This is a genomic window from Pseudomonas sp. QD4 (assembly GCF_049199125.1).
In the GTDB taxonomy this organism is placed as follows: domain Bacteria; phylum Pseudomonadota; class Gammaproteobacteria; order Pseudomonadales; family Pseudomonadaceae; genus Aquipseudomonas.
Genome location: NZ_JBLZOM010000003.1, coordinates 418,663 through 431,647 on the forward strand (window position 1 = coordinate 418,663; position 12,985 = coordinate 431,647).

The 12,985-nt window shown below is 51.5% G+C and carries 14 protein-coding genes and 1 tRNA gene; 6 read left to right on the forward strand and 9 right to left on the reverse strand.

Translation table 11 applies throughout. The annotated features are described in order from the left end of the window. Positions 1–92: 92 nt before the first annotated feature. Positions 93–785 (reverse strand): sensor histidine kinase, encoded by a 693-nt coding sequence (locus ACOZJV_RS22245; protein WP_078470840.1) that lies wholly within the window; start codon positions 783–785, stop codon positions 93–95. Next, positions 782–2,386, reverse strand: a complete 1,605-nt coding sequence (locus tag ACOZJV_RS22250) for a tetratricopeptide repeat-containing response regulator (RefSeq protein WP_078470841.1) — start codon at positions 2,384–2,386, stop codon at positions 782–784. Before ACOZJV_RS22250 ends, ACOZJV_RS22245 begins: the two co-directional genes overlap by 4 nt. A 369-nt stretch (positions 2,387–2,755) precedes the next feature. Here ACOZJV_RS22250 and ACOZJV_RS22255 point away from each other — a divergent pair, with 369 nt between their 5' ends. The 3 genes from ACOZJV_RS22255 to ACOZJV_RS22265 all read left to right on the forward strand — a co-directional run bounded on the left by ACOZJV_RS22255 (position 2,756) and on the right by ACOZJV_RS22265 (position 4,321). Next, a complete protein-coding gene (locus ACOZJV_RS22255) occupies positions 2,756–3,121 on the forward strand; it encodes a hypothetical protein (protein ID WP_078470842.1) in 366 nt (121 codons plus the stop codon). 9 nt (positions 3,122–3,130) lie between these two features. Next, positions 3,131–3,523, forward strand: coding sequence for a hypothetical protein (locus ACOZJV_RS22260; protein WP_421548519.1), 393 nt, complete (start codon positions 3,131–3,133; stop codon positions 3,521–3,523). 63 nt (positions 3,524–3,586) lie between these two features. Then, positions 3,587–4,321, forward strand: a complete 735-nt coding sequence (locus ACOZJV_RS22265; protein ID WP_421548520.1) for a hypothetical protein — start codon at positions 3,587–3,589, stop codon at positions 4,319–4,321. Between the two features lie 255 nt (positions 4,322–4,576). Here ACOZJV_RS22265 and ACOZJV_RS22270 read toward each other — a convergent pair. Continuing rightward, a tRNA-Arg gene (locus ACOZJV_RS22270) sits at positions 4,577–4,649 on the reverse strand. Between the two features lie 156 nt (positions 4,650–4,805). Between ACOZJV_RS22270 and ACOZJV_RS22275 the strand changes: the two genes are divergently transcribed. The 3 genes from ACOZJV_RS22275 to ACOZJV_RS22285 are packed head-to-tail and all read left to right on the forward strand — an operon-like array spanning position 4,806 to position 6,241. Continuing rightward, the gene (locus ACOZJV_RS22275; RefSeq protein WP_421548521.1) at positions 4,806–5,060 is read left to right on the forward strand and encodes a hypothetical protein; all 255 of its coding nucleotides are present in this window, start codon (positions 4,806–4,808) and stop codon (positions 5,058–5,060) included. Between the two features lie 57 nt (positions 5,061–5,117). After that, positions 5,118–5,609, forward strand: coding sequence for a hypothetical protein (locus ACOZJV_RS22280; protein WP_421548522.1), 492 nt, complete (start codon positions 5,118–5,120; stop codon positions 5,607–5,609). Between the two features lie 20 nt (positions 5,610–5,629). Continuing rightward, positions 5,630–6,241, forward strand: coding sequence for a hypothetical protein (locus tag ACOZJV_RS22285; RefSeq protein ID WP_421548523.1), 612 nt, complete (start codon positions 5,630–5,632; stop codon positions 6,239–6,241). A 465-nt stretch (positions 6,242–6,706) separates the two neighbouring features. Here ACOZJV_RS22285 and ACOZJV_RS22290 read toward each other — a convergent pair whose 3' ends face one another. The 6 genes from ACOZJV_RS22290 to ACOZJV_RS22315 all read right to left on the reverse strand — a co-directional run bounded on the left by ACOZJV_RS22290 (position 6,707) and on the right by ACOZJV_RS22315 (position 12,985). Beyond that, entirely contained in the window at positions 6,707–7,519 is an 813-nt protein-coding gene (locus ACOZJV_RS22290) for an NAD-dependent epimerase/dehydratase family protein (protein WP_421548524.1), read from the reverse strand. A gap of 64 nt (positions 7,520–7,583) precedes the next feature. Then, complete coding sequence (locus ACOZJV_RS22295; RefSeq protein WP_421548525.1) at positions 7,584–8,537, reverse strand: glycosyltransferase family 2 protein; 954 nt, start codon at positions 8,535–8,537, stop codon at positions 7,584–7,586. Further along, entirely contained in the window at positions 8,530–9,753 is a 1,224-nt protein-coding gene (locus ACOZJV_RS22300; RefSeq protein ID WP_421548526.1) for a glycosyltransferase family 61 protein, read from the reverse strand. The genes ACOZJV_RS22295 and ACOZJV_RS22300 overlap by 8 nt, the downstream gene beginning before the upstream one ends. A gap of 90 nt (positions 9,754–9,843) precedes the next feature. Then, positions 9,844–11,241, reverse strand: a complete 1,398-nt coding sequence (locus ACOZJV_RS22305) for a glycosyltransferase family 61 protein (RefSeq protein WP_421548527.1) — start codon at positions 11,239–11,241, stop codon at positions 9,844–9,846. 230 nt (positions 11,242–11,471) lie between these two features. After that, on the reverse strand, positions 11,472–12,572 hold the full coding sequence (locus ACOZJV_RS22310) for a DegT/DnrJ/EryC1/StrS family aminotransferase (protein ID WP_421548528.1): 1,101 nt from the start codon (positions 12,570–12,572) through the stop codon (positions 11,472–11,474). After that, a complete protein-coding gene (locus ACOZJV_RS22315) occupies positions 12,569–12,985 on the reverse strand; it encodes a sugar 3,4-ketoisomerase (RefSeq protein ID WP_421548529.1) in 417 nt (138 codons plus the stop codon). The genes ACOZJV_RS22310 and ACOZJV_RS22315 overlap by 4 nt, the downstream gene beginning before the upstream one ends.

A 12,985-nucleotide genomic window follows, 5' to 3' on the forward strand; every position in this document is an offset into this window, starting at 1 on the left:
AGGCTTCGGCTGTTCGGAATATCAAGCAGCCGTGAGCAAAAAACCACAAAGCCCGGCACACCTCACCCACGGCATCCGCTGCCGGCCGTCCATCAAGGCAGATAAAGACTGAACACACCGCCGCCCAAAGGCCCGCCGTTGCTGATCCGGGTACGACCACGGATGCCGTTGCGCTGATGCAACTCGGCAATCCTGCCAGCGAAGTACAGGCCCAGGCCGGTGCTGCCGCTGCTGTGGTTGATGCCCTGCACGTAATCGTCCTGGCGCTCGATCATCTGCGGCGGGTAACCGTCGCCGTCATCATTGATGGTCAGCACCGTCTGCCCGGCTTCGTCATGCACGCTGATCAGCAGCGCATGACGTGCGTAGCGGATGGCATTGTTGATGCTGTTGGCCAGCACCGAGGCGATCAGCTCGCGGTCGAAAAAGCCCAGCGGACTCAACGGATCAACGTCATAGCTCGCGGCAATGCCACGGCTCTTGAACACGTCCTGATGGCTGGCCAACTGGGCTTCGATAAAGTCATCCAGCTCGTGGTAGTCGGGCCGCAATGGCAACTGGTTGGCGCCGAGTTTGTACAGCCCTAGCAGCTGCACCAGCATGCCGTTGAGGTGGGCGAACTCGAAATCGATCACACCCTGCTCCGAGCTGTTGCGCTCAGGCTCGGGCAGGCGTGCCAGCCACTGGGCCTGGGCCTGCATCAGCAAGGTCAGGGAGTTTTTCATGTCGTGTACGGTGGAGGCGATCACCGTGGAAAAATCCAGCCCCTGTTCACTCTCGTTCATTCGCCAAACGCCTTGCTTCGCAGCTTCTGGTAACGGGGATAGCGCGGGTCGCTGTCGGGCATCAAGCCCACCATCTTCAAGCTCGCCCGGCACTCTTCGAGCAATGCCGGATCGGCGCTGGCATCGGCGCCGTGCAACAACGACTGCGCCATGTTCAGCGCGATACTGATGTTCTTCGGCTGCATCGCCAACGCCCGGCGGAACAGCTCGCGCGCCTCGCCCAGGGTGCCGGCCTTATAGCTGCGCACACCTTGGCGATTGAGATCGGCCGCAGCGTTGGAAGTATTGAGAATCGTCGGGTCGTCGGTGAGCTTGGCAATGCCCTGCATCACCTTCGGATCATCACCGTAGATCTCCGCGCAGTTTTTCAGCATCGATGCGCCGGCGCTCGCCTGGCCGAGCATCTGCAACTGCTTGGCCACCAGCAGCGCGGCCTCCGGACTCATGAACTGCTCCATGCCATCCAGCCGCAGCATGGCTTGCTCGGTAAGTTTTTCCGCGGTTTCCGCATCGTTGAGCAACAGGCTGGTGGCCTTCATCAGCCGTGCGCGAATCTGCAAGCCCGGGTCGGTGGGGTTTTCCTTGGCCACCGCACTCAGGGTAGTGTTGATTTCCAGTCGGGTCCGGGTATCCAGGCCTTTTTCGCTGCCCTTGCTGATCAGGGCGTGGGCCAGGCCGAGGTTGCTCTCCGGGTCCTTGAACCGCGACTGCGCACCTTGGGACACTGCCTGGCGATAGGCCTTGGAGGCGGTCTCGAAGTCTTCGTTGCCCATCGCCAGCTTGCCCAGTAACGCCTGGCGACGCACCGCCAGCGGCGACAGGCGCACCGCCTCTTCCAGCACATGCTGCGCGCGCTTGGCATCGCCTTCGACCACCAGCACGTCGGCCAGGCCGTCATAGAGCGCAGGCATCATCGGAAACTGCTTCAGGGCCTTCTCGTAGACATCCTTGGCCTGCCCCACCTGGCCACGCTTGAACAGCAAGCGGCCCAGGCCGACATAGGCCCAAGGCAGCGGACGGTCCGCCAGAATCGTGTTGTACAGACGCTCCAGCGCTTCGTTCTGATTCATATCGCGCAACGCATCGGCCCGATAACGCAGGCACAGCGGCGAATAACGCGGGTCCTGCTTGCACAAGGCAATGCAGGCATTGAGCACTTCCACCGGCTTGCCGCGATCCAGGGCCTCCAGGATCGGCTTCAGCAGATTCTTGCGCTGCTGCAGGCGCTCCAGGCGCTGGGCCAGGCCGGAACGGTTGAACGGCTTGGTCAGGTACGCGTCGGGCTCGTGCTCCAGGGCACTGAGAACCATGGCCTGGCTGCTCTCGGCAGTCACCATCAGGAACACGCTTTCGTGGCTGATCAGCTTGTCGGTCATCAAGTCTTCGAGCACTTGCTGGCCGTTCTTCTTGCCGTCACCCAGGTGGTAGTCCTGCAGGATGAAATCGTAGCGTTTCTGCGCACACATACGCAGGGCCTGCTCGCCGGTGTCCGCCGTGTCCACGTCCTTGACGCCCAGCTCACGCAACATCGAACGCACCGAACTGCGGAAATCGGAGAAATCATCGACGATCAAAAAGCTTTTTTGGTGGTACGCCAGCATCGAAGATTCCAGGCAATTAAGAAGATGAACCCATTGGCCACTGCAAGGACAAGCCCGGCCCATTTCGGCGCGCAGATAATAACGGGTAGCGATGAGCCATCAACCGCTTTTACGGTTTATCTGTGATTGCCCGCACATGCACAGAGCGCTTGCAGGCGCCGGCGCAGCCCGAGAAAACCACTGTCCAACGAGTTATCGGCCAAGAGCGCCGTTCCCTTATAGGGAGGCGGCAGGCAATACGCATTTTTTAGAGCCAAATCTGCAAGGTACAAACGTGCCCCCATCGGCCGAAGCCGGCGGTTGCACAAAGATGCTCGCCATCGGGCCAGGCTGCTGGTAAATAGTCGTCCCATTGCTCGGGAAGGACCCATGATGCGCGCCCTGATTTTTATCCTGTTGGCGCTGGCAGGCAGCAACGCCCTTGCCGGCTACGACCTGCACATTACCCGCAAGGCTTTCTGGGCCGATGAGACGGGCCCCGCCATCAGCGCTGCGGAGTGGACGGCCTACGTGGCTGCGGACGCTCAAGTGCAGCGAGATCCAGACAACAGCGAAAATGACTTTATCGTCCTGATCGGCGCAGAGCGCTTCCCCCTCTGGTTTGACCTGGAACGCGGGGAAGCCTACACAAAGAGCCCCTCAGACCAGGCCATCACCAAGCTGATCGACATCGCCCAGCGCCTCGACGCCCAAGTCCAGGGCGATGACGGCGAACCCTATCCACCCCACGATTAAGACGCCCCGATGTCAGCCGAGCAATCCATACCCCTTTCCGAATACCTGGTATTCCTGTCCTACCTGTCTGCCCCGGCGCTGCTATTGGGGTGGTTATTGCAGACCTTTTTATTCGCCAACCGCCACGCGCTTGCCTGGAGGTCGGCCCACCGAGTACTTATCGGCTACGCACTGACCCTGATAATCAGCCTGCCCCTGACCCTGTTGCTGACATTGCTCGGCGGAGCCCTGGAGCCCGCCTGCTGCAAACGCCTGCTCAGCGCACTGCTGGATCCAACCGGCTTCGGCCCACTGGTTTTGACTCCAGCCAGCTTGGTGGTGGTTGCGCTAGTAACCCCGCTCACCACCCGGTGTGCGTTATTAGGGCACAAAGCCGTCAACCGGCCCGCCACCGACTACTGAGCCTATCGATCCCCCGCTGATAGACATGAGCGGGCACACTCAAAGCCATCGACAAATCTTTAAATGAACTTCGATCACATTCTATTTATTGCAAGCACCGACTGCTTTGGCGAGAAACTGTTCGCCGAACGATCCACCGCGGACTTGGTAGAGATAAAGAGAATCACCCGAGAACAAACCCTGACGCTAATGGGCGACAACTCGGACTACTACTATGACTCGGACTTTTCACAAGAAAGAATAAACAAGACAAAAAACGCCTTACTTCAACGACTGTCGGCACTCAATAATGGTCACTCCATACTGGGTAAATTCAGCGAACTCGAGTCAATCAGCAACAAGCAGATTTCAACCAAACGCCTCCATCCGCTCAGGCTTATAAAGGACATCTGTTCACAACTGTACTGGCTGAACACCAACGACTTCCAGGTTGAAATCTGCGACGCGCTGCTTGAAGCGGCCATCCAGGCCCAGAGCCTGGGCTTGCCTCTGGACGTGGAAACCTATCCAGGCTGGGATGAAGTCGATGCTGCGTGGGAACAAGCCTCGTCCGATTGGGATTGCTACATAAAGAGCATCATGCGTGACGTGCCTGACGGGCTGTGTGCAGTATTTAATGACCTGTATAACTCCCCCTTGTCTTTGCGCCATCTCTATAGCTGGAAAAAAGGATTACCAAGAGTGCAGTTCTTGACGTTAATGCGGGCCATTGAAGATGAAGCTTTTATGCAAATGAACAAGACCAACCCGGATTACGCATTGCTGGTGAGGGCCGCCATGCAGCAGTTTCATGAGTAACTCTTTTATATCGTCACAAGTACTTATAAAAGACAGATCTTGTTGTTCACAACCAGTGCTGAGGGACTTAACAGCAGATCTCACGCCAAGACTTCCGATTGAAGGTTGACACTTGCGGTCTCATGAGTCAGCGCGAACTGCTATAGCCCTTCATGAAAAAGCCCCGCCCGGGCAATACCCGGTGGGGCTTTTTTAGCCCGCTGTCATCCTGTTGCCATATGGCTGCACAGGACAATGACTGGAGGGCTTTCAATATGGTGTCCTAGGCGGGGTTCGAACCTGCAACCTTCCCCTTAGGAGGGGAATAACTTATAGGTTCAACTTGTACTGTTCAGTTACAAATATAACCATAACCTATTGTTTATAAATATTTTTAATAATATTTCGTTTCAAATCGCTTCATCGAACTGCTTTTAGTTTAACCCGATGTAGTGCCCCATGTAGTACCTCAAGTAGTATGCCCTCACGAAACAAATCGGATGATTTGGAATGGCTGGCATTAAAAAACGATAAGCGAATCGAATCCCAACGCCTCAAAGGAATGAAACCAGGCGATTGGTTTGGTGAAAGCTTTCCAGGAAAGGGTCGTGGAAGCCTGATTTTGGTTTGCCAGAAGACAGGGATTATCATTGCGAAATACGCCTATCACATCGAGAGGCTCCGAAAAATAGTCAATATCGATAGCTTTGATCCAAGCGAAAAAGCAGGTAGCACACTCGCCCAAATCAGAGAAAAATGAGCCGAATATTCCGCGCTTCATTTACGAGTCGGGGATCTGAAGCAATATTTCGATAGCGTGGCATCGTTAGCCAAGGATGTAAAAGAAGCAGCACGGATAAAGGAGGACCAACTGTCCAAGGTGGGATCATTCCAAGAACTGCTGGATGAGTATGTCCGGGATCTCACAGCACGGGGCAAAACGAAAGACAAAGAGGTAAAAAGGCTTTTCCGAACACATATATCAGATCACCACCGTGATTTGATGGCAAAGCCTGCGATAAGAATCACCCCAGAAGACCGTCATCACATCCTCAGCGAAATCCGTGACCGAAAGCCTCGCGGGCGAGGAATCGGAAACAAGCCTAAGGCCAGCGCCAATTCAGATATGCACTCGAGCGTTGCGATGGTTCACCGCTATCTAAAAGCCGCATTCAATTTTGCTGACGGTGCCCACCTCGCTCTTGAGCGTGACGTAAACGCCACCAAGATTTTTGCAATCGAAAAAAAACCGGCTGAAGCTATCCGTCCCTTGACCGATACCGAGGGGGGGGGGGCACAGAGTCGTTGACGGACGTGGAGTTTGCGGAAGTGCTGCGTTACTTCGCAAGCACGCCGGGATTCCTTGATGCTTCTGTATGTCGCAGCATGATTTACTTTAGCGGACAACGGCTGGCTCAGATTTTGCGGGTTACATGGGCAGATGTGGGCGATGATAATTCACTCCGCATTCTAGAAATCAAAGGCAAAAGGATAGTCGCTTGGGAGCATGTGCTGCCAATCACTCCTAGAATCCTAGAAATAATGAAGCCACTGACCATGACCAAAATCTGCCCTGGACCTTTTTGTTTGGGTAAAACAGTGTTGCGGCCCGATGTTCTTGGCAAATGCTTCAGTGATGCTGGCAAAGCGTTGTCCGAAGCTGGCAGGACTAAGTATTTCACCAACCGCAATATCCGTGTGACCTGCGAATCGATGATGGCAGGCTTAGGCATCACAAAAGAAATCCGTGCCTGGATACTTTCTCATGGTCGACGAGATGTTCAAGGCGTGCATTATGATCGATATGAGTATTACGACGAGAAGCTGAACGCACTGATTCTTTGGGGAACCTATCTAGACAGGCTCGAACAAGGTCAAACTTGGAATGAAAAAAAGATAGTTCTGCGCAAAAAAACGCAATTAAAACTGCAACTAAGATGAGGACGTATCCAGGAGGATAACCTATATGAATGAAGATCCAGACGTCCTAGTGCCGACGGCCAAGAAAGCGCCAGAGGATTCGATGAGGTAGTCCATTTGAAGGCGAGAATGCATGTTGAGTCAGACATGCACAGAGCGATGTTGCGCAAAAGAGCGGCGGCAATGTCGGCGGAGGAGCGAGAGGCATTCCAAGCACGTTTTGACAAAGCCGCCTTGAAAATTTCCGCCCAGTTCGGGCAGAACACTCGCTACATTTCGCCTAAAGACACCTCAAAGTGAGGTGCTGATTTGAGCGGAAATATTGAGCGGTCGTGAGCACCCGAAAGTGATATATTGTCACCGCTGACCAAAATCCGTCTCAAAAGTTGCCGTTGGCATATATTTCCCCAACTCGCTTTAGATGGAATGTGCGGGACCTGAGGCTGTTTGGTTAACTATAAGAAGCGAGGAGTCTCACCGTCGGATTCATTTGGGAATATCATTCCTATCTAGGACGAATTGTCGAGGGGCAAAACCGAAATCCCTTGAAGCATCCCTGTGATCAAACATTAGGTCCGAGTTCATTCGCTCAGCCATGGCAGATGTCCAGTTTCGATACTTTGGTATCCGACGAAGGATCGATATCGCGATTTTGAACAATGGCAGGGGTACTGGAAGCAATATCGCCGGACGTCCGAGCGAAGCAAATACTCGCTTGACCATCTCTCGGTACGTAAGCGTTTCTCCACCTGACAAGTTGTAAGCGCGATTTGACGTCAGGGGGGAAGTCAATGACGCCAAACATGCGAAGGCTAAATCAGCGACATGAATTGGCTGGCGCATGCCTCGGGCTTTTCCTAGAATTGGAAAGATCCCAAATTTGCGTATAATTTTCACAATCTCGCTTATGTTTTTGTCACTACCCAACCCATAAATCAGCGTTGGTCGTAAAATGACCCATTCAACTCCCTGGCTCGCAGCCCAAGCCTGAACGTGTGACTCAGCACTGCTCAATAGCTGTGCTACAGACTGTTCTTCTTGAACTGAGGAGTTTTCTTTCGTGAAGCGACTGGTAGAAGAAAGCGCTATCAGTCGGCGGACACCGAACTCTTGCAGCATCGGTAAGTAGTCCGGCAAAACCCAGATCGGCGCAATACATATCCAATCTCTTATGTTCGCCGGCGTATTTGTTACTGCAGCCGGTGAGAAAGGCAGTCGATTCCATTTGATCCCCGATTGCGGTGTACGAACTACTTTTCGCGAAAAAGCATTGACCTGAAATCCCGCCTCGACCAACATCGGGAGGAGGCAGTCTCCTACCGGGCTGGTCGCGCCTAATACTCCGAGATTATTGACTGATGAGTTAACCACGCCGCCCCCCGATCTTCTCTCGCAGTAACCTTACGCCATAGTAGGCAAACACTAATGAGCCCCTTATGAACACGCCCAGAACGACGAGCCACCACAATGGGGCAGAGTACTTTTGTTTGAAGAATTTTTTGTAGAAGCGAAGCATGCCGCCGTGCTTATGCCATTCGACGAAGAAAGGTCTGCTCTTGCTGCATGCTCTCCAAGCATGCGTAACTTTAGCGTAAGGCACAAACATAACACTTAAACCATGTTGTTTGAATCGCATACACCAGTCTAGGTCTTCACAATGCAGAAAATAGCCTTCGTCCCACAGTCCGACTTGTTCGATACTTTCTCGTTTAACCATCATGCAGGCCCCGGAGATAGCGTCGACAGAGGTAGCTTCCGTAGGCAGTGGCCCCCTGTGCAGCGAAAAATCCAGACGCGCCGAGGGGAAGAAACGGGAAAGTTTGTAAACCCCGAACGCACGCATAAATGCTCGTTCCGGGGTTGGGAAAAAACGGCGCCCACCAGGTTGTTCTGTCCCGTCAATGTTAGCTAGAAAACCTCCAACCATCCCAATTTTTTTTTCCGATTCTAATACTTCTACCAGCTGCGAAATGGCCTCTGGCTCCACAATACAGTCAGGGTTGAGGAAAAGCAGCAGCTCGGATGATGAATACTCGGTCCCTATATTACAAGCGACCGAAAATCCGAGGTTCTGCTCGTTTTTGATAACAATAAGTCTTTCATCGGCCAGTGATGACAAGGGGGCTAGGCTTTCATCAGAAGAATTATTGTCGACCACAATAATCTTTGAGATTCTGTCCGAGCGCAGGGATCTTATACAGTCTAGAAGTAAGCGACCGGCATTATAATTAACAATAATTACGTCGCACCGCTCGTTATTAACTACTTGTGCAATTGCCGGCCCGCTCGACGCTAAAGGAGCAGCTTTATTATTCAAGGGACATCACTCGTTTAATAACAGCAGAAAGGGTCTCTGGATCAATTGTGTAGTTCCGGTGAATGGGATGCTGTTTATCACTGGCTTGCTGACCTAGCACATAGTGTATGGTATGACCTAATGCACCACTCAAGTTAGAGTAGTAAAAATAGCTGGCTTGGTCATAGTACGGGGCTAGCGCAATAATTGTGCAGCCCGGAGGGGCAAAAATCATATTGGCCAATGCTGCACCAACTGGCGCGATGATCACGGTTGCATCCTTACAACTAAACACCTGTTCCATGAAGGTCATTGAATCGGGGTGAATGAAATTGATATTGTTCGCTTCGATCACAGCATCGATTGCGGTACGATTCTCGACGTGTCGAATATTACCGCTAGTTTTATTCCGAGCGAGATAGATTCTATGCTTGTTGGTGGTCTTCTCATGAAGACCTTGCAGCGCAACCTCACGAAGCGCTCTTAGTGCCAAGCGGGAGAAAATATTGACAAATGCCGGCGGCTCCACTGAACGTAAGCCATGTGGCGCGTATCGTTCGTATCCAGTATGGGAAACAGTGACGCAGTTGGCCACCGTTAGGCGATTCCAACGGCCTATCTTGATGATAGCTCTGCGTTTTTGGTTGATCTGCTCGAGCGATCTATAGATGTTCTCGTGCAACCCATCATCAACGACTAAAGGAAAGTCTGCATAACGATCCTGAGCGTCAAGCAGGGCTAACTTCGGAAGCGTTTCAGTCAGCCAGTGGGCGTAGTTACCATTGCACTGACCGATGAGATTTACTGCATTATCCAAAGCTTGCGATTTTGTCGTAAGGTAAAATTTTACGGTGTTTTTAGAGTGATCTATGGCCGCCACCCCTCTGTATTCCGCAGGCATATGATGCGCCGACGCAATGAAAAGGTCGTGATGGATGGCTAAGTCTTTCTTGAGGATGAAATCCACGCCCCCAATCAACACGACATTTTTGAATTCATAAATCTCCAACCGTGGCATCCTGGTTAGGATCGCCTGATTTTTTTGTGAGGCCTGGGCAGCGCAAAAACCGGAGAACCTGGGTGCCGGAATCTCAAGAGTCTGCTGCTCTTCCACGAGTATTTTCGTGCAAGGAAGTATTTCGCTAGACGCTGACAGGGAAATCATCTTGTAAGTAGTTAGATTGAATTTATTTTTCAGCAGACAGAAGGCACGATACAGGCCTCTGTAAGTGATCATAATGGCCTCTTTCAGCAACCTGAAAACCAAAAAAGGAGACAGGTACCTACGGTACACATATGGCACAGAAGCGACGAGGGACCTCATTAATTAGCGTCCGTAATGGCTGATTGATTCCAGCGCAAATTTCAGTGCATCGAGATCAATCGCGTACTCTCGATTGAATGGATGCCCAATTTCGCTGGTCTGGTGGCCTAAGACATAGTTCAATTCATGCCCGAGGGCGCCCATGAAATTGGAGAAATAGTAATAGTTCGCATTGTCATAATAAGGGGACAGTCCCAGTACCTTGCAGCCAGGTGGAGTGAATATCAAGTTAGCCATTGCTGCGCCCAAGGGGGAGACGACATGCGACGCAGTTGAGAAGACCGCTGCTTGTTCGTTAAAGCTAAGCTTTGCCGGATCCAGAAAAATATATCCATAGGACCGTACGATTTGCTCAATTTCTACTATATTTTTGACGAGACGGGTATTTCCACAGCTTTCTCTTGGTCGGAATAGAAACAGTTTTACATCGCCTGCTGTCGGCTCGATATCCATTGCTCTATGAGCTGTATCGCGCAGTAAATTCAAGGCGACCGCGGAGAATGGGAAATCACTTGGGTCCGGATCGCGCAGTTGTTTAGTCTCGATAAAAGATCGATACTCCGGCGGAACGTAAGCCGTAGGTGACACCTCCACCAGCGAACCAACATGCACCGCCTCCCAACGGTTGACGCGAATGAGAGGACGTCTGATTTTGCAGATCAGATTTATGGAGTCAATGAAATTGGGATGTATCCAGCTATCGATCAGGAGTGGGTAGTCGTCAAAATCGGCAATGCCATCGACAATAAGAACTTTTGGTAAGGTTTCAGTCAGCCAGTGCGCATAGTTACCTGTACAACAGCCCAGTAGGGAAATAGCTTTTTCAACTACCCGTTTTCCCTCGAAAACAATGAAGATGGAATGCTCACGTGGATTGACTCGTGCTATCCCGTTCAGCTCAGCCGGGCAGATGTCGCGATTAGGGTCATACTGATCTGGATGTATAACAAAACCCTGTGCGAGAATATAGTTTGTTCCACCCATCAACGTGACATTTTGAAGCTTCAATGTCTCCAGTTTGGGCTGGCAGAGATTGATAGTCTTATCGCCAATTGGGCTGAAGTCGTAGCGGCCTAGAAACGCGGGGCCTTTGATGCTTATTGTGCCCCCTTCATTGAACGGAATGCTTATGATGTCGTGCGCTTGCTTAAAAGCACTGTGACTGACCAAAGAATACCGCTTGGCATACAGCTTTAGCTGGACCGCAGCCTTCACTTTCAGCAACCAGGTCTTGGTTTTCCTGATGTGGGCCAAGGTGGAGCGAAACAGCGCAAATCTAGCGAGATAAGAGTGGTAAACCACTTTAAGGATGGATCGTATGTTTTGGCGGAAATGATATAGAGCCCAATAAATCTTTAGCAAGTAAGGTTTGAGGCGTAAAAAAATATTTTGATTACGCATACTTAATATTCATCAAGTAGAACTCAATTTTATTATCTCTGACCACGATTGACTCCGGATCGGAGTTGCATGAGATTAGCGGTACTGCAGCATGAATCATCCAGTAGCGCTCGGCGACAAGAAGCGTTTTTGAAGGTAGCGTTAGAATGAGTGCTACTACTGCCATCTATTTGCTTCATTCCCAATGTAGATGCTGACTTTCGAGTTGAGCATGCACTGATGAATAGTGTTCAGTCAGTCGAAAACATTTTAATTTTCTCCATGACGTATTGAACCTCATGTGCTTCCGTCGACGGCGAAATTGGCAGGCTCAATGTTTCACGCGCGAGACGCTCAGCAATTGGATAGTCCGGAGTTGAAATTAAACCTTCGTAGCACTTTTGAAGATGTGGCGGTATAGGGTAATGGATAAGTGTCTCTATTCCGTGCGAAGAGAGATGTTGTTGCAACTTTGTCCGTTGCTTTGTAATTATAACATAAAGGTGCCATGCTGGAACGGTCCACTCAGGTACAGTGGGTAATATCAGGTCAGCACCAGTCAGACCTTCAGTGTAAAGACGGGCCACCTCTCGACGTTTAGCATTTGAGGCGTCAAGCTGCCTGAGCTTCACTCGCAGGAACGCTGCCTGCAATTCATCGAGCCTCGAATTACAGCCCATCAATTCATGGTGATATTTGGTTTGAGACCCATAGTTTCGCAGCTGTTTGACTTTGCTCGCTATGGCGCTGTCATCCGTGAGGATCGCCCCACCGTCACCCAGCGCACCAAGATTTTTGCCTGGGTAAAAGCTGGTGGCGGCAGCGTGAGCCAAACTGCCTGCAGGCCGGCCGTTGTAACGGGCTCCCTGTGACTGCGCGGCATCTTCAATGACGACCAGTTTGTGGCGGCTTGCAATATTATTGATAGCATCCATGTCAGCAGGCTGGCCATAAAGGTGGACAGGAATGATCGCAGCGGTGCGAGGCGTGATAGCGGCTTCTATGGATTGTGGCGAGATATTGTAAGTGCTTTCATCTGGCTCAGCGGCAACAGGGGTAGCACCGCAACGGGTTACAGCCAGCCATGTCGCAATGAAGGTGTTGGAGGGGACAATGACTTCGTCTCCGGGACCAATGCCATAGGCGCAGAGAAGTAAGTAAATGGCGTCCAGACCGTTACCCACGCCAATACAATATTTGGTTTCGCAGTAACTTGAAAACTCTTGCTCGAAAGCTTCCAGCTCTTTGCCTTGAATATACCAACCGGAGTTCATGACGCGATGAAATGCCTCGGTCAGTTCATCTTGAGATTCGTCATTAATCGATTTCAGGTTGAGGAAAGGTACGTTCACGCTTTCTTCTCCAGTGCCGCTTTCAAGAAGTCGTTGTAGTCACGAAAATAGTCAGCCTCCTCATAATAATCAGACGCGAGAACCATGCAGACGGCCCCCGAAGAAAAATTGTCGAGGTCTCGCCATAGCATCGGCGGGATATACAGGCCGTAGTAAGAACGGTTCAACTGGAACAGTTTTTTCTCATGCCCATCATCAAGTGTTATATCGAAACTTCCGGACATAGAGATCATCAGCTGATGGAGCCTTCTGTGTCCGTGAGCGGCCCGCGTAGCACCACCTGGTACGTCATACAGGTAGTACGTGCGCTTGATATCGAACGGAATATGGCGGCCCGACTCGATAAACGTGAGATTGCCCCGTTGATCAGTAATTTTCGGTAGTTCTATGAGTTTGCAATCATGGACCGACAT